General features: G+C 63.3%; 28 protein-coding genes. 12 read left to right on the forward strand and 16 right to left on the reverse strand.

All coding sequences use genetic code 11. The features are described 5' to 3' along the window. The first annotated feature begins 235 nt into the window (after positions 1–235). The gene (holA, locus tag NKI18_RS30945; RefSeq protein ID WP_352621316.1) at positions 236–1,282 is read left to right on the forward strand and encodes a DNA polymerase III subunit delta; all 1,047 of its coding nucleotides are present in this window, start codon (positions 236–238) and stop codon (positions 1,280–1,282) included. A gap of 228 nt (positions 1,283–1,510) precedes the next feature. Here the strand turns inward: holA and NKI18_RS30950 are convergent, their stop codons facing one another. From NKI18_RS30950 to mnmE, 5 genes are all read right to left on the reverse strand, one after another. After that, positions 1,511–2,392 carry a ParB/RepB/Spo0J family partition protein gene (locus tag NKI18_RS30950; RefSeq protein ID WP_352621318.1) on the reverse strand — a complete coding sequence of 294 codons (882 nt, stop codon included), beginning with the start codon at positions 2,390–2,392 and terminating at the stop codon, positions 1,511–1,513. 40 nt (positions 2,393–2,432) lie between these two features. Beyond that, positions 2,433–3,233 (reverse strand): ParA family protein, encoded by an 801-nt coding sequence (locus tag NKI18_RS30955; protein ID WP_084642633.1) that lies wholly within the window; start codon positions 3,231–3,233, stop codon positions 2,433–2,435. A 33-nt stretch (positions 3,234–3,266) separates the two neighbouring features. After that, positions 3,267–3,908 (reverse strand): 16S rRNA (guanine(527)-N(7))-methyltransferase RsmG, encoded by a 642-nt coding sequence (gene rsmG, locus NKI18_RS30960; protein ID WP_352621320.1) that lies wholly within the window; start codon positions 3,906–3,908, stop codon positions 3,267–3,269. Then, the gene (gene mnmG, locus NKI18_RS30965) at positions 3,905–5,794 is read right to left on the reverse strand and encodes a tRNA uridine-5-carboxymethylaminomethyl(34) synthesis enzyme MnmG (protein ID WP_352621322.1); all 1,890 of its coding nucleotides are present in this window, start codon (positions 5,792–5,794) and stop codon (positions 3,905–3,907) included. Before mnmG ends, rsmG begins: the two co-directional genes overlap by 4 nt. A gap of 385 nt (positions 5,795–6,179) precedes the next feature. Next, positions 6,180–7,508, reverse strand: coding sequence for a tRNA uridine-5-carboxymethylaminomethyl(34) synthesis GTPase MnmE (mnmE, locus tag NKI18_RS30970; protein WP_352621324.1), 1,329 nt, complete (start codon positions 7,506–7,508; stop codon positions 6,180–6,182). 59 nt (positions 7,509–7,567) lie between these two features. Here mnmE and NKI18_RS30975 point away from each other — a divergent pair, with 59 nt between their 5' ends. Then, positions 7,568–9,586 carry a thioredoxin domain-containing protein gene (locus tag NKI18_RS30975; RefSeq protein WP_352621326.1) on the forward strand — a complete coding sequence of 673 codons (2,019 nt, stop codon included), beginning with the start codon at positions 7,568–7,570 and terminating at the stop codon, positions 9,584–9,586. 220 nt (positions 9,587–9,806) lie between these two features. Here the strand turns inward: NKI18_RS30975 and rho are convergent, their stop codons facing one another. The 3 genes from rho to hemE form a co-directional block, all read right to left on the reverse strand. Further along, positions 9,807–11,072, reverse strand: coding sequence for a transcription termination factor Rho (gene rho / locus NKI18_RS30980; protein WP_023675925.1), 1,266 nt, complete (start codon positions 11,070–11,072; stop codon positions 9,807–9,809). A 166-nt stretch (positions 11,073–11,238) separates the two neighbouring features. Then, complete coding sequence (gene hemJ / locus NKI18_RS30985) at positions 11,239–11,784, reverse strand: protoporphyrinogen oxidase HemJ (RefSeq protein ID WP_502900795.1); 546 nt, start codon at positions 11,782–11,784, stop codon at positions 11,239–11,241. A gap of 2 nt (positions 11,785–11,786) precedes the next feature. Further along, positions 11,787–12,815: a uroporphyrinogen decarboxylase gene (hemE, locus tag NKI18_RS30990; protein ID WP_352621328.1), complete on the reverse strand. Its 1,029-nt coding sequence runs from the start codon at positions 12,813–12,815 to the stop codon at positions 11,787–11,789. 401 nt (positions 12,816–13,216) lie between these two features. On the opposite strand from hemE, the gene NKI18_RS30995 reads away from it, so the two are divergent. The 5 genes from NKI18_RS30995 (at position 13,217) to dnaQ (ending at position 17,068) form a co-directional block, all read left to right on the forward strand. Beyond that, positions 13,217–14,035 (forward strand): pyruvate, water dikinase regulatory protein, encoded by an 819-nt coding sequence (locus NKI18_RS30995; RefSeq protein WP_352570103.1) that lies wholly within the window; start codon positions 13,217–13,219, stop codon positions 14,033–14,035. A gap of 194 nt (positions 14,036–14,229) precedes the next feature. Then, a complete protein-coding gene (locus NKI18_RS31000) occupies positions 14,230–14,829 on the forward strand; it encodes a Maf-like protein (protein ID WP_352458815.1) in 600 nt (199 codons plus the stop codon). Beyond that, positions 14,822–15,664, forward strand: coding sequence for a shikimate dehydrogenase (locus tag NKI18_RS31005; RefSeq protein ID WP_352621330.1), 843 nt, complete (start codon positions 14,822–14,824; stop codon positions 15,662–15,664). Before NKI18_RS31000 ends, NKI18_RS31005 begins: the two co-directional genes overlap by 8 nt. Beyond that, a complete protein-coding gene (gene coaE / locus NKI18_RS31010; RefSeq protein ID WP_352621331.1) occupies positions 15,661–16,263 on the forward strand; it encodes a dephospho-CoA kinase in 603 nt (200 codons plus the stop codon). The genes NKI18_RS31005 and coaE overlap by 4 nt, the downstream gene beginning before the upstream one ends. Before the next feature lie 85 nt (positions 16,264–16,348). Further along, the gene (gene dnaQ / locus NKI18_RS31015; protein WP_352621332.1) at positions 16,349–17,068 is read left to right on the forward strand and encodes a DNA polymerase III subunit epsilon; all 720 of its coding nucleotides are present in this window, start codon (positions 16,349–16,351) and stop codon (positions 17,066–17,068) included. Positions 17,069–17,384: 316 nt separating this feature from the next. On the opposite strand, the gene secB is transcribed toward dnaQ, so the two are convergent. Both secB and NKI18_RS31025 read right to left on the reverse strand, forming a co-directional pair. Next, on the reverse strand, positions 17,385–17,888 hold the full coding sequence (gene secB / locus NKI18_RS31020; protein ID WP_352453643.1) for a protein-export chaperone SecB: 504 nt from the start codon (positions 17,886–17,888) through the stop codon (positions 17,385–17,387). A gap of 113 nt (positions 17,889–18,001) precedes the next feature. Beyond that, entirely contained in the window at positions 18,002–18,493 is a 492-nt protein-coding gene (locus NKI18_RS31025) for an FxsA family protein (RefSeq protein ID WP_023675916.1), read from the reverse strand. A gap of 199 nt (positions 18,494–18,692) precedes the next feature. Between NKI18_RS31025 and NKI18_RS31030 the strand changes: the two genes are divergently transcribed. From NKI18_RS31030 to NKI18_RS31045, 4 genes are read left to right on the forward strand one after another with little or no spacing between them, the layout of a single operon-like run. Next, positions 18,693–19,400 carry a Tim44/TimA family putative adaptor protein gene (locus NKI18_RS31030; protein ID WP_353021724.1) on the forward strand — a complete coding sequence of 236 codons (708 nt, stop codon included), beginning with the start codon at positions 18,693–18,695 and terminating at the stop codon, positions 19,398–19,400. 23 nt (positions 19,401–19,423) lie between these two features. Next, positions 19,424–20,530: a murein transglycosylase A gene (gene mltA / locus NKI18_RS31035; protein WP_352621334.1), complete on the forward strand. Its 1,107-nt coding sequence runs from the start codon at positions 19,424–19,426 to the stop codon at positions 20,528–20,530. After that, positions 20,527–21,063, forward strand: a complete 537-nt coding sequence (locus NKI18_RS31040; RefSeq protein ID WP_352621336.1) for a Smr/MutS family protein — start codon at positions 20,527–20,529, stop codon at positions 21,061–21,063. Before mltA ends, NKI18_RS31040 begins: the two co-directional genes overlap by 4 nt. A 53-nt stretch (positions 21,064–21,116) precedes the next feature. Then, positions 21,117–21,485, forward strand: coding sequence for a helix-turn-helix domain-containing protein (locus NKI18_RS31045; protein WP_352570112.1), 369 nt, complete (start codon positions 21,117–21,119; stop codon positions 21,483–21,485). A 9-nt stretch (positions 21,486–21,494) separates the two neighbouring features. On the opposite strand, the gene NKI18_RS31050 is transcribed toward NKI18_RS31045, so the two are convergent. The 3 genes from NKI18_RS31050 to NKI18_RS31060 all read right to left on the reverse strand — a co-directional run bounded on the left by NKI18_RS31050 (position 21,495) and on the right by NKI18_RS31060 (position 24,218). Continuing rightward, on the reverse strand, positions 21,495–22,112 hold the full coding sequence (locus NKI18_RS31050; protein WP_352453647.1) for a transglutaminase-like cysteine peptidase: 618 nt from the start codon (positions 22,110–22,112) through the stop codon (positions 21,495–21,497). A gap of 201 nt (positions 22,113–22,313) precedes the next feature. Continuing rightward, on the reverse strand, positions 22,314–23,603 hold the full coding sequence (locus NKI18_RS31055; protein ID WP_352621337.1) for a polyhydroxyalkanoate depolymerase: 1,290 nt from the start codon (positions 23,601–23,603) through the stop codon (positions 22,314–22,316). Between the two features lie 255 nt (positions 23,604–23,858). Beyond that, positions 23,859–24,218, reverse strand: a complete 360-nt coding sequence (locus tag NKI18_RS31060) for a septal ring lytic transglycosylase RlpA family protein (protein ID WP_352453649.1) — start codon at positions 24,216–24,218, stop codon at positions 23,859–23,861. A 305-nt stretch (positions 24,219–24,523) separates the two neighbouring features. Between NKI18_RS31060 and NKI18_RS31065 the strand changes: the two genes are divergently transcribed. Beyond that, complete coding sequence (locus NKI18_RS31065; protein ID WP_352621339.1) at positions 24,524–24,709, forward strand: hypothetical protein; 186 nt, start codon at positions 24,524–24,526, stop codon at positions 24,707–24,709. A gap of 59 nt (positions 24,710–24,768) precedes the next feature. On the opposite strand, the gene NKI18_RS31070 is transcribed toward NKI18_RS31065, so the two are convergent. Genes NKI18_RS31070 through NKI18_RS31080 form a run of 3 tightly spaced genes read right to left on the reverse strand, consistent with a single transcriptional unit; the run spans position 24,769 to position 26,613 of the window. Beyond that, positions 24,769–24,957 (reverse strand): hypothetical protein, encoded by a 189-nt coding sequence (locus tag NKI18_RS31070; RefSeq protein WP_352458578.1) that lies wholly within the window; start codon positions 24,955–24,957, stop codon positions 24,769–24,771. Between the two features lie 19 nt (positions 24,958–24,976). Then, a complete protein-coding gene (locus tag NKI18_RS31075) occupies positions 24,977–25,843 on the reverse strand; it encodes an ABC transporter permease subunit (RefSeq protein WP_352621340.1) in 867 nt (288 codons plus the stop codon). Further along, positions 25,840–26,613: a taurine ABC transporter ATP-binding protein gene (locus NKI18_RS31080; protein ID WP_352621342.1), complete on the reverse strand. Its 774-nt coding sequence runs from the start codon at positions 26,611–26,613 to the stop codon at positions 25,840–25,842. Before NKI18_RS31080 ends, NKI18_RS31075 begins: the two co-directional genes overlap by 4 nt. Between the last annotated feature and the right edge of the window lie 23 nt (positions 26,614–26,636).

Raw genomic sequence — 26,636 nt, forward strand, 5'->3', positions numbered from 1 at the left:
CCAAATCAGAACGTCACAGAAGAATCATACAGCACACGCCGGCGGAATCCGACACGTCACAACCGAGTCAATCCGTCGAAGCAAGATGTGTATACGCCCTAGCGCTTCGCGGGGGTGAGGAACCCACGTCTTGAGAGGCTGGTCTTCCTTCGCGCCCCCTCTGTCCCTCCGGCGTCTTGATACAATACCCCCGACCGCCGTTCACCCCGCGCCCGCGTCATGCTAATCAGCGCCCATGGCACAAAAGAAAGCATACGAGGTCGATGCATGGCTCGCGAAGCCGGATCCGCGCGTCTCCATCGTGCTGCTTTACGGTCCCGATCGCGGGCTGGTTGCCGAGCGGGCAAAGGCCTTTGCCGGCAAGACCGGCCTGCCGCTTGACGATCCGTTCTCGGTCGTCAGGCTGGACGGTTCGGAGGTCGATCGCGACGAGGGCCGCCTGCTCGACGAGGCCCGCACCGTGCCGATGTTTTCGGAGCGGCGCCTGCTATGGGTGCGCAATGCCGGCGCCCAGAAGGCGCTTGCCGACGACGTCAAGGCGCTGACGTCGGAGCCCGCGCGGGAAGCCATCATCCTCATCGAGGCCGGCGACCTGAAGAAGGGCGTCGGCCTGCGCGCCGTGGTGGAGGCGGCGGACAATGCCATGGCATTGCCTTGCTATGCCGATGAGGCCAGGGATATCGATACGGTCATCGACGACGAACTGCGCAAGGCCGGCATGTCGATGACGATGGAGGCGCGGCAGGCGCTGCGCCGCAATCTCGGCGGCGACCGGCTGGCCTCGCGCGGCGAGATCGAAAAGCTTGTGCTTTATGCGCATGGCCAGCCCGAAATCGGCCTCGACGACGTCAAGGCGACATCCGGCGATGTCTCGGGGCTCTCCTTCGACGCGGCGGTCGACGCCCTGCTCGAAGGCAGGATCGCCGACTTCGACACCGCCTTTAACCGCCATTGCCAGTCCGGCGGCCAGCCCTTCTTGGTACTTTCATCGGCGATGCGGCAGTTGCAGGCGATCCAGGCGATGCGCGGCCAGATGGACGCCGGCGGCCGCAATGCCGCTTCGGTCGTTGCCGCGGCGCGCCCGCCGGTTTTTTTCTCGCGGCGCAAGCTGGTGGAGAAAGCCCTCGAACGGTGGAGCAGCGAAGCGCTCGGCCGCGCACTCAACCGCCTGCAGACGGCGGTCCTGCAGACACGCCGGCGGCCCGATTTGTCGGTGGCGCTGGCGCGGCAGGCGCTGCTCGGCATTGCGGTGGAGAGCGCAAGGCTGGCGCAGCGCACCTAATCTCCCCCCTTGAGGGGGAGATGTCGCCAAAGGCGACAGAGGGGGTCACAGCGCGTAGAACACCAGCCCCTTCCGCGAAGACAGAGGACGTGGGCGCTTGAAATTTACGACCCCTTCTGGCCTGCCGGCCATCTCCCCCTCAAGGGGGGAGATTAACTACTTCGACGATTTCGCCAATCACCGCGCGGCAGCAAAAACGTTATTTGCCGGCTAATTTTAGCAACCTACCTACTCCCGCTTCAGCCTTCGGCAAAGCTCGTCAAGCTGCTCCAGCGTCCGGTAGGCGACGCTGATCACGCCGCCGCGCTGGTTGTGCTCGATCGTGACGATCATGCCGATCGTGCTGGTCATCAGCCGCTCCAGCGCCAGTGTGTCGGCATCCTTTTGCGGCGGTGCGGCGGGCTGGCGCTTTGCCGCCGGCGCGCCGACCGGCATCTGCGCCAAGGCTTCGGCCTGGCGCACCGAAAGCCCCTCATCGATGATCCGCTTAGCAAGTCCGGCCGGGTCGTCGGCCGTCACCAGGGTACGGGCGTGGCCGGCCGAGAGCGCGCCGTCGACCAGCATGTCGCGAATGACGTCGGGCAGCTTGAGCAGCCTCAGCGTATTGGCGACATGGCTGCGGCTCTTGCCGATCACCTGGCCGAGATCGGCTTGGGTATAGCCGTGGTCTTCGATCAGCTGCTGGTAACCCAGCGCCTCCTCGACCGGGTTGAGGTCGGTGCGCTGGACGTTTTCGATGATCGCCAGTTCGAGCGCCGTGCGATCGTTGACGTCGCGTACGATGATCGGGATTTCGGTCAGCCCGGCGCGTTGCGCCGCGCGCCAACGACGCTCGCCTGCGATGATCTCGTAGCGGCCCGTTTGGGTTTTCGACGGCCGCGCCACCACCGGCTGCACCACGCCATGTTCGCGGATCGACTGGGCGAGGTCGGTCAGGTCGGCGTCGCCAAAATGCCGGCGCGGGTTTTTGGGATTGGGGCTGAGGAACTCGATCGGCACCTTGCCGTCGGCCGCCAGCCCGGGCTTTTCCGGTGCCGCCGGGCGATCGATTTCGCCGATCAGCGCCGCCAGTCCCCGTCCCAGTCTTTTCCTCGAAGGGTCTTCGTTCATCGTCCGTCCAGATCGTTTCGGTATCGAATCGGCTTATTGTTCAGGCAGCACGCAATTTACGCTCGCGGCGGATGACTTCCGAAGCAAGCTGCAGATAGGCCTGGCTGCCCGAGCATTTGAGGTCGTAGAGAATCGCCGGCTTGCCATAGGACGGCGCCTCGGAAACGCGGACATTGCGCGGGATGACGGTTTCATAGACCTTGTCGCCCATATGCGCCCGCACATCCTGCACCACCTGGTTGGCGAGATTGTTGCGCCCGTCGAACATGGTCAGCACGATGCCCTGGATCGTCAGGTCGGGGTTGATCGAGCGGCGCACCTGCTCGACCGTCTCCAAAAGCTGGCTCAGGCCCTCCAGCGCGAAAAACTCGCACTGCAGCGGCACCAGCACCGAATCGGCCGCAGCCATCGAATTCAGTGTCAGCAGGTTGAGCGAGGGCGGGCAATCGATCAGCACATAGCCGAAATTGGCCGAGCGCTCGGCCGAAGCCCGCAGCGCGTTGCGCAGCCGCAGTACCCGGTCCGGCGCCGAGGCGATTTCCATCTCGATGCCGAGCAGGTCGAGCGTCGACGGCACGATCGACAGGCCAGGCACCGCCGTCGGGATTGCCGCCGCTTCGAGGTCCAGCTCGCCGGTCAGCACATCATAGGAGGAGACGGTGCGGTCGCGCCGGTCGATGCCAAGCCCGGTGCTGGCATTGCCCTGCGGGTCGAGATCGACGATCAGCACCTGTTCGCCTATGGCCGCCAGCGCCGTGGCCAGATTGATGGCGGTCGTCGTCTTGCCGACGCCGCCCTTCTGGTTGGCGACGGTGATGATTCGGGGGCCGTTCTTCATCATGGGTCTATGCCAGAAATTCATTTGGGTCGCCGGTCACAAGCCAGGGTGCTGTCGCAAGTCGGATACTTCGAGAATGACGCCCTGCGCGTCGGTTGCACTGGCATGTTCTACCAGATCGAAAGACCATCGTTGAGCGCTTTCTGTCACTTCGGCGCGGTAATCCCGGCCTTTGTGAAACAGGCCGCGCGACCCCTTGGTCAGCCACGGTGCCGCCAGGTCGAGCAAGTCGGGCAGCGAGGCGAGTGCCCTGGCTGTGACGATTTGCGGTGCAGGAACAAGAGGATAGCTGTCGTCGATGCGGCGCGCGATAACCTTGGCGGGCAGGCTGAACTGTCCGATGACCGCTTGCAGGAACGATGCTTTTTTCCGGTTGCTTTCAACCAGGTCGATGCCGGCGCCGTCCCGCTCGGCAAGCAAAAAGGCCAGCACAAGGCCGGGAAACCCACCGCCGGAGCCGAGATCGACCCAGCGCTTCGCCTCTGGTTTGATTCGCGCCAGCTGCGCGCTGTCGAGGATGTGGCGGCGCCAGACATCGTCCTGCGTCGATTGCGCGGCCAGATTGATCCGGCGGTTCCATTTCTGGAAGACGGCCTCGAACTCGACCAGGCGATCGAATGTTTCACGTGAAACCGGGCCCGCTGCCGCCTGCAGGTTTGCCCAGGACGCAGCGCTCACGCGACCTGCTTTCGCGCGGCCGCCTCGGCATTGCGGACATGGGCGACAATAATCGACAGCGCCGCCGGCGTCATGCCTTCCATGCGTTGCGCATCGGCAATCGAGCGCGGCTGGCGTGCCAGCATCTTCTGCTTCAACTCGTTCGACAGGCCGGGAACAGAAGCAAAGTCGAGCGACTCGGGAATAAGCCTGCTCTCCTCATGCCTGATCTGCGAAACATCGGCCTGCTGGCGGTCGAGATAGACAGAATATTTGGCTTCCGTTTCAAGACGTTCGGCCGTGTTGCTGTCGATCGCCGCGAAAGCCGGCTCGATCCGCGCCAACCAGGCGATGTCGACGCCGGGATAGGCCAGCAACTCATAGGCCGAGCGACGGACGCCGTCCCGGTTGATTTCGAGCCCATGGCGCGCTGCCTCATTGGGGGTCATGGTGGTGCCGAGGGCGAGCTGTCGCGCCTTCTCAAGGTCTTGCATACCATTGTTGAACCGCTGCATCCGCTCCGGCGAGGCAATCCCCAGCCTTATCGCCAGTGGCGTCAGCCGCACATCGGCGTTGTCGGCTCGCAGCGATAGCCGGAACTCGGCCCGCGAGGTGAACATGCGGTACGGTTCGGCGATGCCGCGGCTGGTCAAATCGTCGACCATCACGCCGATATAGGCTTCGGTGCGGCTCAGCACGATTTCCTCGCTCGCCGACGCCTTGCGCGCTGCATTCAAGCCGGCAAGCAGCCCTTGCGCGCCGGCCTCCTCGTAGCCGGTGGTGCCGTTGATCTGGCCGGCGAGGAAAAGGCCGGCGATCCGCCTGGTTTCCAGCGTTGGCTTGAGCTCGCGTGGATCGACATGGTCATACTCAATGGCATAGCCCGGCTGCAGCATCGTTGCCCGCTCCAGCCCTGGAATGGTCTTTAGAATATCCAGTTGCACATCTTCCGGCAGCGAGGTCGAGATGCCGTTCGGGTAGACCGTGTCGTCGTCCAGCCCTTCCGGCTCCAGAAATATCTGGTGGCCCTCGCGATCGCCGAATTTGACGATCTTGTCTTCGATCGACGGGCAATAACGCGGCCCGACGCCTTCGATCGACCCCGAATACATGGCCGAGCGGCCGAGATTGGCGCGAATCAGCTCGTGCGTGGCGTGGGTCGTTCGGGTGATGCCGCAGTGGATCTGCGGGTTTTCGATGCGCTCGGTGAGCAGCGAGAACGGCACGGGGTCTTCGTCCGCCGCCTGGCTCTCCAGCGACGCCCAATCGATCGTCCTGCCGTCCAGCCGCGGCGGCGTGCCGGTCTTCAGCCGCCCGAGCTTGAAGCCGGCGAGGCTCATCGTCGCCGACAGGCCGACGCTCGCCTGCTCGTTCATGCGGCCGGCGACGATCTTCTTCTCGCCGATATGGATCAGCCCGCGCAGAAAAGTGCCGGTCGTCAGCACCACGGCGCCGCAGGCGAGCCGGCTTCCATCCGCCAGCAGCACCGCCGCGATGCGTCCGTCGTCGATTTCCCCGTCGTTGATTTCGAAGTCCAGCACCTCGCCTTCGATGACCTCGAGGCCGGCCTGCTGGCGGATTGCCGCCTGCATGGCGAGGCGATAGAGTTTTCGGTCGGCCTGCGTTCGCGGACCACGCACCGCTGGCCCCTTGCGGCGGTTGAGCAGGCGGAACTGGATGCCGGCGGCATCGGCGACGCGCCCCATCAGCCCGTCCATGGCGTCGATCTCGCGAACCAGATGGCCCTTGCCGAGGCCGCCGATCGCCGGATTGCAAGACATCACGCCGATCGTGTCGAAGCGCAGCGTCACCAGCGCCGTCCTGGCGCCAGCCCGCGCAGCGGCACTGGCCGCCTCGCACCCAGCATGGCCGCCGCCCACCACAACCACATCATAGTGATTGGTCATTTCAGAATCCCGAATTCAAGTGGACCGACACATGTCCCTGGAGGCCCGCGCTGTCAAGGACGCAGGGCCTTCAGACGCATGACTGCCCCCGACAATGCGGACAGAGATCGCCTGGCGCCGCCCTGTCTTTCCTTCTCCCCTTGTGGGAGAAGGTGGATTGGCGCGCAGCGCCAAGACGGTTGAGGGGTGCTGGACGGAGTGCAGGTGATGCCAAGCTGGAACACCCCCTCATCCGACCGAGCTTCGCTCGGCCACCTTCTCCCACAAGGGGAGAAGGGGAGGCGCTACGAGCGAGATCGTTTCACGTGAAACAGTACCCACCTATTCTTGGGCCGTGTTTCACGTGAATCACCGCCGGTGCTCCTTCCCCTATGTTTCACGTGAGTCATTTCCCAATACAGAACTGCGAAAAAATCACATCGAGCATGTCTTCGACATCAACCGACCCGACGATTCGTCCGAGCCGATCCGCCGCCAGGCGCAGCTCCTCGGCCTGCAGTTCCTGGCCGCGATCACTACTGGCCACTGCTGCGAGCAGGAAGTGTTTCGTCTCGTTGAGCAGCTCGACGTGCCGCAGCCGCGACGGCAGGATATCGCCGGCCTTGCCGATCTGGACGGCGGCACGACGCCCGATCTCGTCCAGCAGTTCGGCCAGACTCGTGCCGTCCCGCGTCGAGATAGCGAAATCATAGTGCACCGCAGGCGAGGGCGATTTGCCCCCCAGCAGGTCAATTTTTGTTCCAACCCTCAGCGCCGGAATGTCGCCCGGCGGCACACCGATCGCGATTGGCTCCGCCATATCCTCAAGCAGCAACAGCAGATCGGCGCTGCGCGCCTTGGTCCTGGCCTTCTCGATCCCGATCGCCTCTATCTTGCCGGGCGCCTCGCGCAGACCGGCGGTGTCGGTTACCCTGACCCGCGCCCCTTCCAGGTCCAGTACCACCTCGAGCAGGTCGCGGGTCGTGCCCGGCTCGTCGGTGACGATGGCCGCTTCGCGCCGCGCCAAGGCGTTGAACAGGCTGGATTTGCCGGCATTCGGCGCGCCGAGGATTACCACTTCGAACCCATCGCGGATGATTTCGGCAGCGCGGAAACCGGCGACGTGGCGCTCGATTTCCTCGATCATGGCCCTGACATCGGACCAGACTGTATCGGCGACCGAGCCCGGCACGTCATCCTCGTCGGCAAAGTCGATCTCGGCCTCGATCATCGCCTGAGCGTGGATCAGCCGTCGGCGCCAGCCCAGATAGAGTTCACTCTGCACGCCTTGGGCGTTGTGAACGGCAAAGCGCCGCTGCGCCTCGGTTTCGGCGTTGATGAGATCGGCCAGCGCCTCGGTTTCGACCAGATCGAGCTTGCCGTTGAGAAAGGCGCGGCGGGTGAATTCGCCAGGCTCGGCATGCCTGACGCCGTCGAAGGAGGCGATCGTTTCCAGCATCCTCGCGACAACGGCGCGCCCGCCATGCACATGGAACTCTGCAACGTCCTCGCCGGTAAAACTGTCGGGGCCGGCAAAGAAGACGACCAGGCCGCTGTCCAGCACCGATCCGTCGGGCGCCCGGAACTTGCGATAGGTGGCAACGCGGTTTGGCACCTTCGATCCCGCAATCGTTTCGACAGCGAATCGACTCTGCGGCCCGGAAATGCGGATCACCGCAATGCCGGCCGGCAGGCGCCCACTCGACAACGCTACGATGGAGTCTTTTGAAATCATTTGCCCGCTCTGCCGAAGCGCCCTAGCTATGCTTGTTCAATCCGCCATCGAGAAGCGCCGTGACATTGCCTGCACAAAACCTGCTTGCCGAAGAGGCCAGCCCCTATCTGCAGCAGCACAGCGGCAATCCAGTGCACTGGCGGCCATGGTCGCCCGCCGCTCTGGCCGAAGCAAAGGTGCTGCAGCGTCCGATCCTGCTCTCTGTCGGCTACGCCGCGTGCCATTGGTGCCACGTCATGGCGCATGAGAGCTTCGAGAACGACGACGTCGCCGCCGTCATGAACCGTCTCTTCGTCAATATCAAGGTCGACCGCGAGGAGCGCCCCGACATCGACCAGATCTACATGGCGGCGCTGTCGTCGATGGGCGAGCAAGGCGGCTGGCCGCTGACCATGTTCCTGACCCCGGACTGCAAGCCGTTCTGGGGCGGCACTTACTTTCCGCGCGAAGCCCGCTACGGCCGGCCGGGCTTCGTCCAGGTGCTGGAGGCGGTTGACAAGGCTTGGCGGGAGAAGAAAGAAAGCCTCAACCAGAGTGCCGACGGCCTGACCACGCATGTCGAGGCGCGGCTTGCGGGCAGCCATGGCAAGGCCGTGCTCGACCGCGGCATGCTGGCGAACCTCGCCAATGGCATTGACGGCATGATCGACCGCGATTTGGGCGGTCTGCGCGGCGCGCCGAAATTCCCCAACGCGCCGTTCATGCAGAGCCTCTGGCTGTCCTGGCTGCGCGACGGCACCGCATCCCACCGCGACACTGTTCTCCTAAGCCTCGAAAAGATGGTGGCCGGCGGCATCTATGACCATATTGGCGGCGGACTCAGCCGCTACTCGACCGACGCCGAATGGCTGGTCCCGCATTTCGAAAAAATGCTCTACGACAATGCCCAGCTCATCCGCTTGTGCAATTGGGCCTATGCGTCAACCGGCAAGGATTTGTTCCGGCTGCGAATCGAAGAGACGATTGCCTGGCTGTTGCGCGAAATGCGAGTCGAGGGCGATGCCTTTGCCGCCAGCCTTGATGCCGATAGCGAGGGCGAGGAGGGGTTGTTCTACACCTGGAGCAGGGATGAGCTCGAAGCAGCCCTTGGCGACGATTCAGCATTGTTTTTCAAATACTTCACGCTTGCCGGTCCGCATGGTTGGGAAGGCAAGCCGATCATTTGCCAGACTGATGCTCAACAGGCGCAGAGCGTCGTCGATCGTGACCTTCTGGTTCCGCTCAAGCAAAGGCTGCTGGCAGCGAGGGAACAGCGCGTGCGGCCCGGGCGTGACGGCAAGGCCCTGACCGACTGGAACGGCTTGATGATCGCAGCCCTTGCCGAGGCCGGACGGTCGCTTGGCCGATCCGACTGGATCGAAGCGGCGGCAGCGGCCTTTGCCGCAATTGCGGCTGCCCGACGTGACGGCCGCCTGCCGCATTCGATGCTCGGCGCAAAGAAGCTGTTTCCGGCTCTGTCGAGCGACTATGCCGCCATGGCCAACGCCGCCATCTCACTGTTCGAGGCGACCGGCAATCCCGACTATATCGATCGCGCCGGGAATTTCATTGAGCAACTCGATCTTTGGCACCGGGACAGCGACAAGACCGGCTACTATCTGACCGCGTCCGACAGCGCGGATGTGCCGATCCGCATCCGCGGCGATGTCGACGAAGCCATTCCTTCCGCTGCCGGCCAGATCATCGAAGCCCTGGTCCGATTGTCGTCGCTTTCGGGCGATCTCGATCTCTGGGAAAAAGCCTGGACAGTCGCAGAGCACGCGGGCGGGCGGGCGGAGCACCAGGGCTATGGCCAGGCGGGTATAGTCAATGCCTGTGCCTTGGCGCTTGAACCGCTGAAGCTGGTGATCGTGGATAGACCGAAGAATCCAAGGCTTGTTCCGGTTGCGAATCGAAATCCAGACCCGCGCCGGGTGGACATCGTCGTGCCTGTTGGCTCGGCGACAAATCTGCCGGCCTTGCCAGGCGGCGTCCTGCCGCCAACGGCCGAGCCCGGCGCCTGGCTCTGCACGGGGCAGGTCTGCCTGCCGGTGGTAATGGAAGCTGAGGAACTCGAGCGGCAGTTGCGCCGTCGATAGGTCGAGGTGCACAAAACCGGAACGCCGGCGGGACAGCGCCCCCCTCTGTCCTGCCGGACATCTCCCCCACAAGGAGGGAGATTGGCCGTCATCACTGATTTCGCCAACCACCAACCTTGTAAAAGGGACGCCGTCGGCGAAGCTGCCGATCTCCCCCCAAGTGGGGGAGATGTCCGGCAGGACAGAGGGGGGCGCGAAGGATCGCCGCGCCTTTGCCCCCCTACGTATTCATCGAATCGAAGAAGTCCGCATTCGTCTTGGTCTGCTTGAGCTTGTCGATCAGGAACTCGATAGCGTCGGTTGTTCCCATCGGCGCTAGGATCCGGCGCAGCACGAAGATCTTCTGCAGGTCCTGGCGTGGGACCAGCAGGTCCTCCTTGCGGGTGCCGGATTTGAGGATGTCCATGGCCGGGTAGATGCGCTTGTCCGCCACCTTGCGGTCGAGCACGATTTCCGAATTGCCGGTGCCCTTGAACTCTTCGAAGATGACCTCGTCCATGCGGCTGCCGGTATCGATCAGCGCCGTGGCGATGATGGTCAGCGAGCCGCCTTCCTCGATATTGCGGGCAGCACCGAAGAAGCGCTTCGGCCGTTGCAGCGCATTGGCGTCGACACCGCCGGTCAGCACCTTGCCGGACGACGGCACGACGGTGTTGTAGGCGCGGCCGAGGCGGGTGATCGAGTCCAGCAGGATGACCACGTCACGGCCGTGCTCGACCAGGCGCTTGGCCTTTTCGATGACCATTTCGGCGACCTGGACGTGGCGCACCGCCGGCTCGTCGAAGGTCGAGGACACCACCTCGCCCTTCACCGAGCGCTGCATGTCGGTGACTTCCTCCGGCCGCTCGTCGATCAGAAGCACGATCAAATAGCATTCCGGATGGTTGGTGGTGATCGAATGGGCGATGTTCTGCAGCAGCACCGTCTTGCCGGTGCGCGGCTGCGCCACGATCAACGCGCGCTGGCCCTTGCCGAGCGGCGCCACCAGGTCGATGACGCGCGCCGAAATATCCTTGGAGGTCGGAACCTCCATCTCCATCTTCAGCCGCGAGGTCGGATAAAGCGGTGTCAGATTGTCGAAATGGATCTTGTGGCGGATTTTTTCCGGGTCGTCGAAATTGATCGTGTTGACCTTGAGCAGCGCGAAATAGCGCTCGCCCTCTTTCGGGCTGCGGATCGGCCCTTCGACCGTATCGCCGGTCTTCAGCGAGAACCGCCGGATCTGCGACGGTGAAATATAGATGTCGTCGGGACCTGGCAAATAGTTGGCATTGGCGGAGCGCAGGAAGCCAAAACCGTCCTGCAGCACTTCGACGACGCCGTCACCGATGATCTCGATATCCTGGGTCGCCAGCCTCTTCAGGATCGCGAACATCAGCTCCTGCTTGCGCATGACGCTGGCATTCTCGACTTCGAGCGATTCCGCATAAGCGATCAGCTCTGGCGGTTTCTTGTTCTTGAACTCTGTGAGTTTCATTTCTTGCATCATTAGACGGACTCTGAGTAAGCTTTGGGAAAAATATCGGCGGGATGCGACAAATGCCGGGCGCGGCCGAAGCGATAAATGGGCGGCGCATGACGGGAAGGAAGACCCGTCTTTTATCGTCGGTCGGTTGAAAGAGCAAGCCGCCTTTTTCGGGCAACCGAAGACGTCAGAACGGTTTCACGATAACCAGGACGACGATGACGATCATCAGCAATGTAGGGATCTCATTGACGATCCGCCAGTGCCTTGCCGATTTTTCATTGCGGTCTTCGGCAAATTTCCGGACGGCGGCGGCGAGATAGCCATGCACGGCCGACAGGCCAACCACCGCAGCGATCTTGGCATGCAGCCAGCCGCCTTGAAAACCAAAGCCTTTCCAGGCGAGCCACAGGCCGAATGCCCAGGTGATCACCATTGCCGGATTGATGATGCCGCGCAGCAGGCGGCGCTCCATCACCTTGAATGTCTCCGACTGGACGGAGCCTTTTTCGGCATCGGCATGATAGACCAGCAAGCGCGGCAAATAGAGCATGCCAGCCATCCAGGAGATGACGGCAATCACATGGATCGCCTTCGCCCAGGGATAGAAATCATCGGGCCCGAACAGCAACAGCAGCCCGGCCAGCACCAGGAAAATGGCGATCGCGATTGCCGCGCGGCGCATCGCGCCCTTACCGGTGTTGGTGCCGTTCGCATTGTCCGCGCCCATCATCGTCACGATGCGCTCCGCACCAGCTTGACCATCCGCTCGACATGAGCGAGCGGCGTCTCCGGCGTGATGCCGTGGCCGAGATTGAAGATCAGCGGCCCGTCGCCCAGCGCCTTCAAGATCGCCCCCACGCCGTCGTCAAGCGCCTTGCCGCCGGCTACAAGCCTCAGCGGATCGAGATTGCCCTGCACGGCGCCGTCACGCTGCAATTCCTTCGCCGTCGACAATGGCACGGTCCAGTCGAGGCCCAGCCCGGTCACGCCGGTCTTCTGGCGATAGCTTCGATAGTGATCTCCCGCGCCCTTGGGAAAGCCGATGATCGGAACATTGGGATGGGCAGCCTTCACTTGCCGGACGATCGAGGCCACCGGCTCGACGCAGAACAACTCGAAAGACGCTTCGTCGAGTACGCCTGACCACGAATCGAAGATCTGCACCACGTCGGCGCCGGCCTCGATCTGGCGGATCAGATAGGCACCCGAATGATCGGCGAGCACCTTCAGCAGCCTAAGAAAGGCCGCCGGCTCGCGATAGGCGAACAGCCTGGCCGGCGCCTGGTCGGGCGTACCGTGGCCGGCAATCATGTAGGTCGCCACCGTCCAGGGCGCACCGCAGAAGCCGATCAGCGTCGTTTCATCAGGCAGTCTGGCGCGCAACCGCCGCACCGTCTCGTAGACCGGCTCGAGATTCACGTGAAACGTTTCGCCGTCGAGAGCCGCAATTTCCGCAGCCGTGATCGGCGTCAGCAGCGGGCCGCGTCCTTCCTCGAAGCGCACGTCGCGGCCGAGCGCATGCGGCACGACAAGAATATCGGAAAACAGGATCGATGCATCGAAGCCGAAGCGTTCGATCGGCTGCAGCGTCACTTCGACGGCGAGATCCGGGTCGTAGCAAAGATCGAGGAAGGATCCGGCCCGTCTCCTCGTCTCCCGGTATTCCGGCAGATAGCGGCCGGCCTGGCGCATCATCCAGACCGGTGGCGGAAACGCCGCCTTGCCTCTCAACACGTCCAGCACGATCCGGTCTTGAGGCATTGAGCGCTCGCCTTTCCAGGCTTCCCTATAATTAAATATTCTATTTTTAGGAATCTTATGATTCTAAGAGTCTGTTGGTTGTGGTGGTTGTCTCCTGTCCCGCTTTGCCCTCGAAAAGACCAGCCAGCATATTGTCGCGCGCTTCTCCAACGGGATTGCAGGACTTTGTGGAAAGTCGGGAATTTACGACTGAAGTCAATGCGTTGCCGCCACGCCAGGGAAATTGCCCCTGTGGATGAAGCGAAGGCAAAAAGCTCCGTCCCCGGACTTGTCCCCAACCGCCCGGAGAAGCCGACAGCACATCGAATTGTGGACAAACCGCCATCTGATACAGTCGCTTTGCGGTGGCCGAGTTTTCCGCCCGGCTTATCCACATCGGCCCACAGCCTGGAATGTATCCTGTGAACAAACCGCAGAGCTTCTTTCATCTTCACCTGATTTCCGACGCCACCGGCGAAACGCTGCTGGCCGCCGGCCGCGCGGCTTCCGCGCAATACAAGGATGCGCGCGCCATCGAACATATCTACCCGCTCATCCGCACCGAAAAGCAGGTGACGAAGGTGTTCGAGGACATCGAGGAGGAGCCGGGCATCATCCTCTACACGGTGGTCGACCAGAAGCTTGCCCGCGGCATCGACGAACGCTGTGCGGCGATGGGCCTGCCTTGCGTCTCGGTGCTGGAGCCGGTGCTGACGGTGTTCCAGTCCTATCTCGGCACGCCTGCCGGCCGACGCGTCGGCGCCCAGCATGTGCTGAACGCCGAATATTTCCGCCGCATCGACGCGCTCAACTTCACCATGGAGCATGACGATGGTCAGCTGCCGGCCAATATGGACGATGCCGACATCGTGCTCGTCGGCATCTCCCGCACCTCGAAGACGCCGACCAGCATCTATCTCGCCAATCGCGGCATCAAGACCGCCAACATCCCGATCGTGCTCGGCGTGCCGGTGCCCGAAACCCTGGTCAATGCCAGGAGGCCGCTGATCGTCGGCCTGGTCGCCACCGCCGAACGCATATCGCAAGTCCGGCAGAACCGCATTCTCGGCACCAGCGCCTATGAGCCGACCGACTATGTCGACCGTGCCGCGATCGCCGAAGAGCTCACCTATGCCCGCCAGATATGCACGCGGCACGGCTGGCCGATGATCGACGTCAGCCGCCGTTCGATCGAGGAGACGGCGGCGGCAATCGTTGCCCTGCGCGGCAAGACGCGGTAGGGTTTGGGCGCTTGTGCTGTGGGCGGTCCTTTCCTTCTCCCCTTGTGGGAGAAGTTGGCCGAGCGAAGCTCGGTCGGATGAGGGGTGTTCCAGCTTGGCATCACCTGCACTCCGTCCAACACCCCTCAACCGTCTTGGCGCTGCGCGCCAATCCACCTTCCCACAAGGGGAGAAGGCAAGATCGGGCGAAAAAAATGGCCGAAAAAATCATCCTTGCCTCGGGCAGCCCGTTCCGCAAGGCGCTGCTCGTCAATGCCGGCGTCACTGTCGAAGCGGTTCCGGCTTCTGTAGATGAGCGCGCGCTCGAGGCGCCGCTGCAGAATAGTGGCGTGTCGCCGGAGGACGTCGCCCTGGTGCTCGCCGAAGCCAAGGCCACCGACGTCAGCGAGCGCAAGCCCGGCGCCCTAGTGCTCGGCTGCGACCAGACGCTGTCGCTCGGCGACGAGCTGTTCCATAAGCCGGCCGACATGGAAGGAGCGCGCCGTCATCTGCTGGCGCTGTCGGGCAAGACGCATCATCTCAACAGCGCCGTCGTGCTCGGCCGTGACGGCCAGGTTCTGTGGCGGCATGTCGGCATCGCCAGCCTGACCATGCGCAAGCTCGATCCGGCCTTCATCGGCCGCCATCTTGCGCGCGTCGGCGCCAAGGCGTTGTCCAGCGTCGGCGCTTACCAGATCGAAGGCGAAGGCATCCAGCTGTTCGAAAAAATCGAAGGCGACTATTTTACTATTGTCGGCCTGCCACTTTTGCCGGTGCTGGCCAAGCTGCGTGAGTTCGGGGCGATCGATGGCTGAGGCCACGAAAAAGGCGTTTGTCACGGGCCACCCGATCGCGCATTCCAGGTCTCCGAATATCCACGGCTACTGGCTGGCGAAATACGGCATCGGCGGCGTCTACGAGGCCATCGACGTTGCACCAGAGGCGTTTGCCGAATTCCTGCAGACGTTGCAGGCACAAGGCTATCGCGGCGGCAACGTCACCATCCCGCACAAGGAAGCCGCCTTCGCTTTGGCCAAGCGGCGTGACGCCGACGCCGAACAGATCGGTGCGGTCAACACGCTGTGGTTCGAGGATGGCGAATTGTGCGGCGGCAATACCGACGCCCATGGCTTTGCCGCCAATCTGGACGAATATGCACCGGGCTGGGCGGCCAACGGCCGCGCCGTGGTGCTCGGCGCCGGTGGCGCCGCTCGCGCGGTTATTCATGCGCTGAAGCAGCGCGGCGTCAGCGACATCCGCATCGTCAATCGGACGCTTGCGAGGGCGCAGGAGTTGCGCGACCGCTTCGGTGCCGGCGTCTCCGCCCATGGCTTGGCGGCGACCGGCGAATTGCTCGAAGATGCCGGCTTGCTGGTCAACACGTCAGCGCTCGGCATGCATGGCAATGAAGGCCTGTCCGTCGATCCCCGCAGACTGCCGGACGGCGCCATCGTCACCGACATCGTCTACGTGCCACTGGAGACGCCGCTCCTTGCCGCGGCCAAAGCGCGCGGCCTGAGAACCGTCGATGGGCTCGGCATGCTGCTGCACCAGGCGGTGCCCGGCTTCGAACGCTGGTTCGGCACCAGGCCACAGGTCACCGCCGAACTGCGGCAAATGATCATCGCCGATATCGGCGCGATAAAATGATCGTGCTCGGCCTCACCGGATCGATCGGCATGGGCAAGTCGACCACCGCAAAGATGTTTGCCGAGGCCGGCGTGCCGGTCCATGATTCCGACGAGGCGGTGCATCGCCTCTATGCCGGCCAGGCCGCCCCCATGGTCGAGGCGGCCTTTCCCGGGACCACCCGATCCGGTGCGGTCGATCGCACAAAGCTGGCCGAACGGGTGCTCGGCGACGCCGCCGCCCTGAAACGTCTGGAAGCGATCATCCATCCGTTGGTCCGTGCCGACGCCGATGCCTTCCTGGCTGAAAATCGTGCCGCCGGCGCGCCGCTTGTCGTGCTCGATATACCGCTGCTGTTCGAGACCGGCGGCCGTGATCGCGTCGACAAGGTCGTGGTCGTCACCGCGCCGCCTGAAGTCCAGCGCGCCCGCGTGCTGGCGCGCCCGGGCATGAACGAGGAAAAGTTTGCGTCGATCTTGGCCAGGCAGGTTGCCGACGCCGAAAAGCGCCGGCGCGCCGACTTCGTCATCGACACCGGCCAGGGCTTTGATGCGGCGCGCGCGGCTGTCAATGCGATCGTCGCCGAACTAGTCGGGGATAAGGCAGCCAGGCCTGGTTAAGAGGCTTGCAGCCCGCTTTACCTGTTGCCATTTTGTTCCGGGTGTGATTCGGCTAGAATGACGCCGGAACCAATGGACTGATTCGATGCGTGAGATCATCTTCGATACGGAAACCACCGGCCTCGACACCCGCGAGGACCGCGTCATCGAGCTTGGCGGCGTCGAGTTGGTCAACCGCTTCCCGACCGGCCGAACCTTCCACAAATACATCAACCCGCAAGGCCGCCAGATCCATCACGAGGCGCAGGCCGTGCACGGCATCAGCGCGGCCGATCTTCAGGGCAAGCCGACTTTCATGGAGATCGCCGAGGAGTTTCTGGCCTTCATCGACGGCGCCAAGCTGGTCGCGCACAATGCCGGCTTCGACATCGGCTTCCTCAATCTCGAATTCGGCCGGCTTGGCCATCCGGCCATCGATCCGGGACGGATCGTCGACACGCTGGCGCTGGCGCGCCGCAAGCATCCGATGGGCCCCAATTCGCTCGATGCGCTCTGCCGCCGCTACGGCATCGACAACGGCCGCCGCACCAAGCACGGCGCGCTGCTCGATTCGGAATTGCTGGCCGAGGTCTATATCGAGCTCATCGGCGGCAAGCAGGCAAGCCTCATCCTCGACAGCATCCTGACTCCGGCGGGCGGCAGGCAGAATGTCGACGACATCGATATTTCGATCGGTGTGCGGCCGATCGCCTTGCCGTCGCGCCTGACCGATGCCGAGCGCACCGCGCACGCGGGCATGGTTGGCACATTGGGCGAAAAGGCGCTGTGGCTGCGGGTCGTCTCGGAGACGAGTTCCGCGGCATAGTGATTTTGACAGGTTGCGGCCATCGGCAGCGAACGCCGATAGTTCCGTTCAGTGGCAAATCGCAAACCTTGGAGATTGGCTGAAATATCCCTCCACTTCGTCATCCCAGGGTCTCCGCGACGTCGCTTCGCTCCTGCTCCGCCCTGGGATGACGAAGGCGCAGTGATATTCGGCTAATCTCGAAGATATTCGACTTGCCGCTGAAGAGAACCATCGACGCTTGCGTCCGATTGGCCTTCAGCCTGTCGGGCGGGACATCATTATAAAAAACCCGGCTTCGCGCCGGGTTCTTCCAAGCGCTGCGAGCTAACCAGCCTCAGCTCACCTTGACCTTGGCGGCGGCAGCCTGGTCCTCGGCCAGCTTCTGCTGGAACATCTGCGCGAAATCGATCGGGTCTAGCATCAGCGGCGGGAAGCCGCCGTTGCGTGTTGCCTCGGCGATGATCTGCCGGGCGAACGGGAACAGCAGCCGCGGGCATTCGATGAACAGGATCGGCAGCATGTGCTCCTGCGGGAAGCCGCTGATGGAGAAGACGCCGCCATAGACCAGCTCGACGTTGAACAGCACTTCCTGGTCGAACGACGCTTTTGCGTTCAGCGTCAAATTGACGTCGAACTGCTTGTCCGAAAGCGGGTTGGCGTTGACGTTGACATTGATGGCGATGCCGGGAGCCTTGTCGCGGCCGCGCAACGAGTTCGGTGCGCCGGGGCTTTCGAAGGACAGGTCCTTCACATATTGCGCAAGCACGTTGAGCGAAGGCTGCGCCGCATTTCCATTACCGTTGGCTGCGCCGGTCGGCGCGTCGTCGTTGCTGGCCATAAGCTGTGGTCCTTTTGCCTGGGCAGCGTTGCTGACCGGATTGAAATTCGGGCGTTCGCTATCATGGCCGGCCCGACAAGACAAGTTTGCAAAAGACGCCGGTTGCCTTGCAGCTACTCGTCCTTGAGGCGGCGCCAGGGAGAACCCGGTCCGCGCGTATGGTCGTCGGCCCGCGAATAGTCGCCGTCGTCGAGATCGATGGTCTTGCCGCGTTGCCTTGCCCGCAAACCACTGCTGAAATCGGTTGCCAGCACGATGCGGCCTTTCAGCATCCGCCAGGCAAGATCGCGCACCGGCGGCAGGAACAGCAGAAGGCCGAAAATATCCGAGATGAAGCCGGGGATGATCAAAAGGATCGCTGCCAGCACGATCATGGCGCCATGCGCAAGCTGGCCGCTCGGATCACGCCCGGCATCCATTTCGGCACGGACCCTGGCCATCACGCCAAAACCCTGGTGCCGCAGCAGCAGGGCGCCGGCGACACTCGAGGCCAGCACCAAGCCGACTGTCGCCAGCGCGCCGACCTGGCGGCCGACAATAACGAAACCGGCTATCTCCAGCAGCGGAAGCGCGAGAATGAACAGGGGAAGCAGCGAGATACGCAAATCTTGACCGATCGTTTTCGATGTTTTGCCGGCCGGCGAGCAATCGCCGCTGGCACCAGAGCTGTTAGATAGGTATGGCTGCCTTTGATTTGAATGATTGCGTCATGCGTTCTATATGCTTTGGATACTGAACGCTATGTGATCGCGGCCCTTGCTTGGCCGCTGGTCCGGCCAAAGCAGGGATTGATTGGCGGAAGATATGGGCTTCTTCGACTTCGGCACGATTTTCTTTCTGATTGCGGCGGTGGTGATCTTCTTCCAGCTGCGCAACGTGCTTGGCCGACGCACGGGCAACGAGCGCCCACCCTTCGATCCATATACGGCAGCGCGCAAAAACGACAAGGATGCCGCCCAGAAACCCGAGAACGTGGTTTCGCTGCCGCGCAAGCGGCTGGCGGGAGAGCCGGCGGCCGACACCTATGTGGCGATCGATGCCTTTGCCAAGCCCGACACCGATCTCAACCGGGGCCTGCGGGCGATCAAGGACAATGATCCGACCTTCGACCCGAAGACCTTCGTCGACGGCGCCAAGATGGCCTACCAGATGATCGTCATGGCGTACGCCGATGGCGACCGCAAAACGCTGAAGAACCTTTTGTCGCGCGAGGTCTATGACGGCTTCGTCGCGGCCATCGGCGACCGCGAGGCAAAAGCCGAAAAGATCCAGTCCTCCTTCGTCGGCATCGACAAGGCCGACATCGTTTCGGCCGAGATGAAGGGCAGCGAGGCGCACATCACGCTGCGCATCGTCAGCGAACTGATTTCGGCGACCCGCGACAAGGCCGGCGCCGTCATCGACGGCGATCCCGAAACCGTCGCCGAGGTCAAGGATGTCTGGACCTTCGCTCGTGACGCGCGCTCGCGCGATCCGAACTGGAAGCTCGTCGCCACCGAAGAAGAAGACTGAACTGGACGGCGGCGGAGGCTGTCGTGTCGTTTTCTCGAACCTTCAGCGAAAAATCCTTTGGCGAATTGCCGGGCTGGGGCGAGGACGACCACCTCCCGGCCTTTGACGCCTTTCGCCGCTCGGCCTTTCATGTCCTGACCAAACCCTACCGCTCCGGCGCGCTCGGCGTCGATTTCAGCGGCTTTGCCGACGCCTATGCCGAAGCGCGCACCGTTTCGCCGGCGAATCGGTTGCAGGCCAGAAGCTTTTTCGAGCGCCATTTCGTTCCGGCCCGTATCGATGCCGAAGATGGTGGTCCCGGCCTGGTCACCGGCTTTTACGAGCCGGAGGTCGACGCCTCGCCGGTGCGAACGGAGCAGTTTCCGGTGCCATTGCTGGCCCGCCCGGCCGACCTTGTCGACATCGACGACGGCAATCGTCCTTCCGGCATGGATCCTTATCTCGCCTTCGCACGTGCGGCGCCGAACGGCCCGGTCGAATATTTCGACCGCGGCGAGATCGAATGCGGCGCGCTTGCCGGAAAAAGGCTGGAAATCGCCTGGCTCGCCGACAAGGTCGACGCCTTCTTCATTCACGTGCAGGGCGCGGCACGGCTCAAGATGACCGACGGCAGGCTTCGCCGCATCACCTATGCCGCCAAATCCGGCCAGCGCTTTACCGGACCGGGCAAGATCTTGAGCGAGGAAGGCGAGATCCCGCTGGAGAAAGTGACGATGCAGTCGATCCGTGCCTGGTTCAAGGCGCATCCGGAACGCGTCGACGAGATCCTTTGGCGCAACCGCTCCTACATCTTCTTCCGCGAGGTGGGCGTCGACGACCCAGAGCGCGGCCCGATCGCTGCCGCCAAGGTGCCGCTGACACCCGGCCGCTCGATCGCCGTCGACCGGCTGCTGCACACGTTCGGCACGCCTTTCCATATCGATGCACCGTCGCTGACCGTCTTCGACGGAAAACCGTTCCGGCGGCTGATGATCGCGCAGGACACCGGCTCGGCGATCACCGGGCCGGCCCGCGGCGATCTATTTGCCGGGTCGGGCGATGCGGCCGGCGAGATCGCCGGCGTTATCCGCAACGCCGCAGATTTTTATGCGTTGATCCCCCGGGCGCTGGTTTCAGGAGCAGGCCGATGACCCGGCGCATCGACAGGCTGAGCGAGGACGACCGGGTGCTGTGGAACCTGGTGGCGCGCACGGCAAAACCGCTGAAGGGCAGAACCGCCGTCGAAATTCCAGACGTCGGGCCGGAGATCGACGAGACCAGGCAGGCGCCGCCGCCGGCACAGGTCGCGGGCAATGCTGCCACGGCCGCAAACCAGAAGGCGCAGCATGTCTCCCAAGCACTCGACGAACCGACGCTGGACAAGCTGTCGAAGGGCCGGCTGCCGATCGAAGGCCGCGTCGACCTGCATGGCCTGACCCAGGACGAAGCCTATTCGCTGCTGTTTTCCTTCCTGTGCCGGGCGCATGCCGGCGGCATCCGCTACGTCCTCGTGATCACCGGCAAGGGTTCCTCGTCGGGCGGCGATGGCGTCTTGCGGCGCGCCGTGCCGTCATGGCTGTCGACACCCGCCTTCCGGCCCCTCGTCTCCAGCCACGACCATGCCGCCCGCAAACATGGCGGCTCGGGTGCGCTCTATATCCGCTTGCGGCGGGCGCGCTCATGAGGACATGCCCATGAGGGACGCACCTATGAGGATGCACCCATGAAGGTGCGCTTGTGACCCCATTCGGCGAAAAGCTTCGCGTGCTGCGAAACGAGCGCGGCGTCAGCCAGAAGGACATGGCCAAGGCGATCGGCGTCAGCGCAGCCTATCTCTCGGCGCTCGAACACGGCCGCCGCGGCGCGCCGAGCTGGACGCTGATCCAGAAGATCATCGGCTATTTCAACATCATCTGGGACGAGGCCGAGGAACTGGCGCGGTTGGCCGAAACCTCGCATCCGCGCGTCAAGCTCGACACGTCGGGTCTTAGCCCTGCGGCGACCGAGCTTGCCAATCTCCTGGCCGACAACATCGAAAAGCTCGACGAAGCCGAGCTTCGCCGCATCATTGCGTCGATCCGCGCCGCGCTGGCACAGCCGAAATGAGTTGCCTTGTTACTGGACCGAGCCGACCAGAACCTGCTGGCCGCCGCGGATCGAGACCCAGCGGCCGGTATTGTCGATCGCCTGCCGCTTGAGGAAACGATAGCCGGTCTGGTCCCAGGAACGGACCTGGTCGGTCAGATTGTCGAGGATGTAGTCGCCCTTGTCGGTGCGCACCGTCAGCACGGCGTGGCCCTCACCGTCGGGCTTGCGCACGACGGTCATCAGCAGATCGGCAAACGAGACGCCAAGCCGGTTCAGCTCACGGCGCTTTTCCAGGACATAGTCCTCGCAGTCGCCGACACCCTTGTCGGGATAGGCCCAGACCTCGTCCTTGCCGTAGATGTCGAAGTCGCTCTCCGGCTTGACGGCGGCGTTGACCTTTGCCGTGACGCTGAGCAGCTTGCGCCACAGCGAGCCTGTCAGGCTGGCGGGCGACAGATCCTTCGGGCGGATCGAGCATTCGGACGCGTAGCTCTTGCAGAAATCATAATGGCCGATCGGCTGCGAGGTCGGGCCACCTGTTATCATCGGGCTGGCCGCCGAGGCCGAACCGGCCCAACCTGCCGCCACAGTAAGTCCAGCCAGCGCGCACAGGCGCAGCGTTCTCGCCATTGGTGAGGAAATCATTGTCCCCGCTTGTCCCTTGTTGTTAACGAAACGTTAAGGGGTATTTACAGTCCGTGTCAATTATGAGGATGGATTGATTTTTGCGGCATGGTTACCCGCGTGGCGCCAACGCGACTATTGTGCAACAGGTCGACCGGCCGCACGGCCCCGCCAGCCGATGATTTTGGCATTGACCGACCTGATGCGGATTGACGGGCATCATCACTGGTCGCCTATTTCTTGCCGGTCCTGACCAGTTTCGGCTTCACCGCAACCCCGATTCTGACGGCCGTAGCTGGTAATGAAATCGACGATGCGCGGCACGATTTCGGAGCGGAAGCGCGAGCCGTTGAACACCCCATAATGGCCGACCGCCGGCTGCATGTAATGGGCGTGCCTGTCAGCCGGGATGTTGATGCACAGGTCGTGCGCAGCCTTGGTCTGGCCAAGGCCGGAGATGTCGTCGTTCTCGCCCTCGACCGTGAACAGGGCGACATTGCGGATCGCCGAAGGGTCGACCGCCACGCCGCGATGCGTCATTTTGCCCTTGGGCAAGGCCTGGCGGACAAACACGGTGTCGACGGTCTGCAGGTAGAATTCCGCCGTCAGATCCATCACCGCCAGATATTCGTCGTAGAAGTCGCGGTGCTTCTCGGCATTGTCACCGTCATGCTTCACCAGGTGCATGAAGAAGTCCTTGTGGGCGATGATGTGGCGGTCGAGGTTCATGCTCATGAACCCCGAAAGCTGCAGGAAGCCGGGATAGACCTCGCGGCCGAAGCCCGGCACCGGCCAGGGCGCGCGCATGATGACGTTGTCGCGGAACCAGTCGATGCCCTTTTCCTGCGCCAGCAGATTGACCGCCGTCGGATTGCGGCGCGTGTCGATCGGCCCGCCCATCAGCGTCATCGTCGAGGGCACGAACGGATCACCCTTGGCTTCCATCAGTGCCGCCGCCGCCAGCACCGGCACCGAAGGCTGGCACACCGCCATCACATGGGTGTCGGGGCCCAGCGCATGCAGCATGTCGACGATGTAGTCGATATAGTCGTCAAGATCGAAGCTGCCGTCGGCCAGCGGCACCATGCGGGCGTCGACCCAGTCGGTGATGTGCACGTCGGCATAGGGCAGCATCGCCTCCACCGTGCCGCGCAGCAGCGTCGCGTAGTGGCCCGACATCGGCGCGACGATCAACAGCTTCGGATCCGGCCGGCGCCCGGCCGGAACCGCCCGCTCGAAACGAACCAGGTTGCAGAACGGCCGCGACCAGACTGTATGTTCGCTGACCTCGACGGTTTTCCAGTCGACCACGGTCTTGGTCAGGCCGAATTGCGGCTTGCCGTAGCGGCGCGTCGTGCGTTCGAACAATTCGGCCGTTGCCGCAACCGAGCGGCCCCAGGACGTGTGTGAGACCGGATTGAGCGGATTGGAGTAGAACAGGCGCACCGCATCGGCATAGAGGCGCGCCGGCTGCAAGGCGGCGTGGTTCAGTTCGTAGAGCTGGTAGAACATCGAGAACCCCGCTGCCGACTGCGATCGAAGGGCCGACGAGCAGCGCCGAGCCTTGAATGCCTTGCGGGGAAGTTAGCAACAATCTGCTGCGATGCAATACGTCAACTTGCGTGATTTATGCTCGTTCTTTCGTCCAAGGCGTTGAGAATCCGCCTGGAACGGCAACAGCCGGCTCAATGTGCACCTGCGAAGGCCTGGCAAGCAGCACGGCTATTGGGGACGAGCGTCGGAGGCGGTGTCCGGCCGTGGCGGCCGTTAGACCCGTGCCATGCAGACAGCGGTGTGACCCGAGCTGATGAAGCCAAGCTGGCTGGCGGCGCCCTTCGACAGATCGAGCATCCGGCCCCTGATAAACGGGCCGCGGTCGTTTATACGCACGACGACGCTGCGGCCATTGTTGCGGTTGGTCACCTTCAGCTTGGTGCCGAACGGCAGGCTGCGATGCGCTGCGGTCAGCGCCGACGGGTTCATGCGTTCGCCGGAAGCGGTTCTGGAATGCAGTGAGTACCAGGAGGCACGGCCGCACTGAGCGGCGGCGCTGGCACTGGATGCGCCGACCATCAGGCCAGCCGCGATAGTGGCCGCGACAAGCGCGGTCCGATTGCTTTTGTTCATGTGTTGGGGACTGGCTCCGTTGACAGACCCGCAGCGGTTAGGGGCGAATGAGGCAGCAAATGCGGCAATGATCTGTCGGTTCCATGACAATGTTACACGTTTGGAGTCGGTCCGAAACAATTGGTCAGAGAGTTTCCGCAGCACGACACAGCTTCTTTGATGATCTTTGCACCGATCTCCGCATGTCTTGCGCAGGATCAGAGGTTAGCATCTAAGTAGAAGTTGGCGTGACCGAACCGCTTCTTTTAGCTGTTCCATTCCGGCCGGAACGCGGCTGACGATCGACTTGGAAAGGAGTTCCAGCAATGAGATTGATCAAAAATCTGCTGGCCTTGATTGTGCTCGCCACCGGCGTGCTGTGGTCATTGCAAGGCATCGGTTGGGTCCAGGGCAGCTTCATGACCGGCCAGTCGCAATGGCTCTATGCCGGCATCGTGACGGTGCTGGTCGGCCTGGTCGGCCTGGCCTGGGCAAACCGCTCTCGTGGTTGAGCAGGCGTCGATCCTCAGGCGCGCGCCCGCCGGAGCAGCAGCGGACCCGTGGCGGCCGCTCACCGCGACCAGTATTGCCAGCCCCAGTAGAAACTTTCGTCACGCGGCGGCAGGCGGTTGCGCTCGGCATCCAGCTGGACCGGCGTCGGCGTTTTGCGTTCGTCTTCAGGCGGCTGTTTGTCTCCGGCCTTGATCAGGCGGAGCCAATGGCCGAAATGCGCAAACAGTACAGCGGTGGAATGGGGCATCGTCACGTCTCCGGTCCGGTTACTCCCGCCCCGCCCACGGGACGAGCACCCGCTCGATCCTGCGGATGATGAATTCGAGGACGAAGGCAATGGCCGCGATCACCAGTATGCCCATCACCACCACGTCGGTGACGAGGAACTGGGCAGCGGACTGGATCATGAATCCGAGCCCGCGTGTCGCTGCCACCAGCTCGGCGGCAACCAGCGTCGACCAGCCGGCGCCAAGCGCGATGCGCAGACCGGTCAGGATCGAGGGCAGCGCGCTGGGCAGGATCACGTGCCTGATCACTTGGCGCTGCGTGGCGCCAAGTGAGCGCGCTGCATTGATGCGCTCCTTCGAGACGCCGCGAACACCCGATGCCGTCGACAGCGCGACCGGCGCCAGCATGGCAATGGCAATCACCAGGATCTTGGACGGCTCGCCAATGCCGAACCAGATAATGATCAGCGGCAGATAGGCGAGCGGCGGGATCGGCCGCAGGAACTCGAGCAGCGGATCGAAGATGCCGCGCCCGATCGTGCTGATGCCGATAGCCAGCCCGATGGGAACGCCGATGACAAGGGCGATGATCAACGCCGCAAACACCCGCCACACGCTGGCGGCAATATGCTGGAGCAGCGTCGCGTCGACAAAGCCGTCACGGGCGACGACGGCAAATTTGTTCCAGACTGCCACGGGCGACGGCAGGAAAACCGGCGACACCAATTGCAGGCGGGCCGATACCGTCCACGCCGCCAGCATCATCAGAATGGTGATCGCACTAACCAAGCGGGCCGAAACGCGGCTGCGTCTCGGCCGCGGCCGCGACCATGGCACCGACAGCGCGTCGCCTCCGTCGTCGACCTTGGAGCGCTGCGGCCGCTCGGTATAGGAGGTAACGGTCATGCTGCCTCCCCTTCGAAGATCGCGTCGGTCAACTCGCCGCGCGCCGCGGCGAAGGCGGGATCGGCCTTGATGCTGCGAATGGCCTCGCCGGCTGCATAGCGCCGGCTGAAGCCGGTCTCGAAGCTCCACACCACCCGGCCAGGGCCGGGAGCGAACACAATGATACGGGTTGCCAGCACCAGGGCTTCCTCGATGCCGTGCGTGACCATCAGCACGCCGACCTGGCTTGCCGTCCACAGATCGAGCAGCGTTGTCTGCATGCGTTCGCGTGTCAGCGCATCGAGCGCGCCCAGCGGCTCGTCGAGCAGCAGGAATTGCGGCTCGGCCGCCAGCGCCCGGGCCAGGCCGACCCGCTGGCGCATGCCGCCGGAAAGCTCCCAGATGCGCTTATCGCCGGCGCCGTCGAGTTTCACCAGCGCCAGAAGGTCGTCGGCAGTCCGCGCCCGTTCGGCAGCCCTGACACCGCGCAGCCTGAGTGCAAAGGCGACATTTTCCCGCGCGGTCAGCCACGGAAACAGCGCGTCGTTCTGGAACACGACGGCGCGGTCCGAGCCTGGCGCCGTGATCGGCCTGCCGCCAATCGTGGCGCGTCCGCGCACAGGCTCGACCAGGCCCGCAGCGACGTTGAGCAACGAGGTCTTGCCGCAGCCTGAGCGGCCGACCAGGACAACGAAGTCATCCTTGGCGACCTCAATCGACACATTTTCGACCGCCGGCGCCGGCTGACCGTCATAGTGGACCGAGACTTTGTCGAGCACGAGATGCGTCATGGGAACCTCGCCGATATTCCGAA

It is taken from the genome of Mesorhizobium sp. M0800 (assembly GCF_040320095.1).
Classification (GTDB): domain Bacteria; phylum Pseudomonadota; class Alphaproteobacteria; order Rhizobiales; family Rhizobiaceae; genus Mesorhizobium.

Excerpts from the sequence above, each read along its gene's own strand:
- holA (WP_352621316.1), top strand. The coding sequence starts at position 236 with ATGGCACAAAAGAAAGCATACGAGGTCGATGCATGGCTCGCGAAGCCG.
- NKI18_RS30950 (WP_352621318.1), bottom strand. The coding sequence starts at position 2,392 with ATGAACGAAGACCCTTCGAGGAAAAGACTGGGACGGGGACTGGCGGCG.
- NKI18_RS30955 (WP_084642633.1), bottom strand. The coding sequence starts at position 3,233 with ATGATGAAGAACGGCCCCCGAATCATCACCGTCGCCAACCAGAAGGGC.
- mnmG (WP_352621322.1), bottom strand. The coding sequence starts at position 5,794 with ATGACCAATCACTATGATGTGGTTGTGGTGGGCGGCGGCCATGCTGGG.
- mnmE (WP_352621324.1), bottom strand. The coding sequence starts at position 7,508 with ATGATTTCAAAAGACTCCATCGTAGCGTTGTCGAGTGGGCGCCTGCCG.
- rho (WP_023675925.1), bottom strand. The coding sequence starts at position 11,072 with ATGCAAGAAATGAAACTCACAGAGTTCAAGAACAAGAAACCGCCAGAG.
- hemJ (WP_502900795.1), bottom strand. The coding sequence starts at position 11,784 with ATGATGGGCGCGGACAATGCGAACGGCACCAACACCGGTAAGGGCGCG.
- hemE (WP_352621328.1), bottom strand. The coding sequence starts at position 12,815 with ATGCCTCAAGACCGGATCGTGCTGGACGTGTTGAGAGGCAAGGCGGCG.
- NKI18_RS31000 (WP_352458815.1), top strand. The coding sequence starts at position 14,230 with ATGGCCGAAAAAATCATCCTTGCCTCGGGCAGCCCGTTCCGCAAGGCG.
- NKI18_RS31005 (WP_352621330.1), top strand. The coding sequence starts at position 14,822 with ATGGCTGAGGCCACGAAAAAGGCGTTTGTCACGGGCCACCCGATCGCG.
- coaE (WP_352621331.1), top strand. The coding sequence starts at position 15,661 with ATGATCGTGCTCGGCCTCACCGGATCGATCGGCATGGGCAAGTCGACC.
- dnaQ (WP_352621332.1), top strand. The coding sequence starts at position 16,349 with ATGCGTGAGATCATCTTCGATACGGAAACCACCGGCCTCGACACCCGC.
- secB (WP_352453643.1), bottom strand. The coding sequence starts at position 17,888 with ATGGCCAGCAACGACGACGCGCCGACCGGCGCAGCCAACGGTAATGGA.
- NKI18_RS31030 (WP_353021724.1), top strand. The coding sequence starts at position 18,693 with ATGGGCTTCTTCGACTTCGGCACGATTTTCTTTCTGATTGCGGCGGTG.
- NKI18_RS31040 (WP_352621336.1), top strand. The coding sequence starts at position 20,527 with ATGACCCGGCGCATCGACAGGCTGAGCGAGGACGACCGGGTGCTGTGG.
- NKI18_RS31050 (WP_352453647.1), bottom strand. The coding sequence starts at position 22,112 with ATGATTTCCTCACCAATGGCGAGAACGCTGCGCCTGTGCGCGCTGGCT.
- NKI18_RS31055 (WP_352621337.1), bottom strand. The coding sequence starts at position 23,603 with ATGTTCTACCAGCTCTACGAACTGAACCACGCCGCCTTGCAGCCGGCG.
- NKI18_RS31060 (WP_352453649.1), bottom strand. The coding sequence starts at position 24,218 with ATGAACAAAAGCAATCGGACCGCGCTTGTCGCGGCCACTATCGCGGCT.
- NKI18_RS31065 (WP_352621339.1), top strand. The coding sequence starts at position 24,524 with ATGAGATTGATCAAAAATCTGCTGGCCTTGATTGTGCTCGCCACCGGC.
- NKI18_RS31070 (WP_352458578.1), bottom strand. The coding sequence starts at position 24,957 with ATGCCCCATTCCACCGCTGTACTGTTTGCGCATTTCGGCCATTGGCTC.
- NKI18_RS31075 (WP_352621340.1), bottom strand. The coding sequence starts at position 25,843 with ATGACCGTTACCTCCTATACCGAGCGGCCGCAGCGCTCCAAGGTCGAC.
- NKI18_RS31080 (WP_352621342.1), bottom strand. The coding sequence starts at position 26,613 with ATGACGCATCTCGTGCTCGACAAAGTCTCGGTCCACTATGACGGTCAG.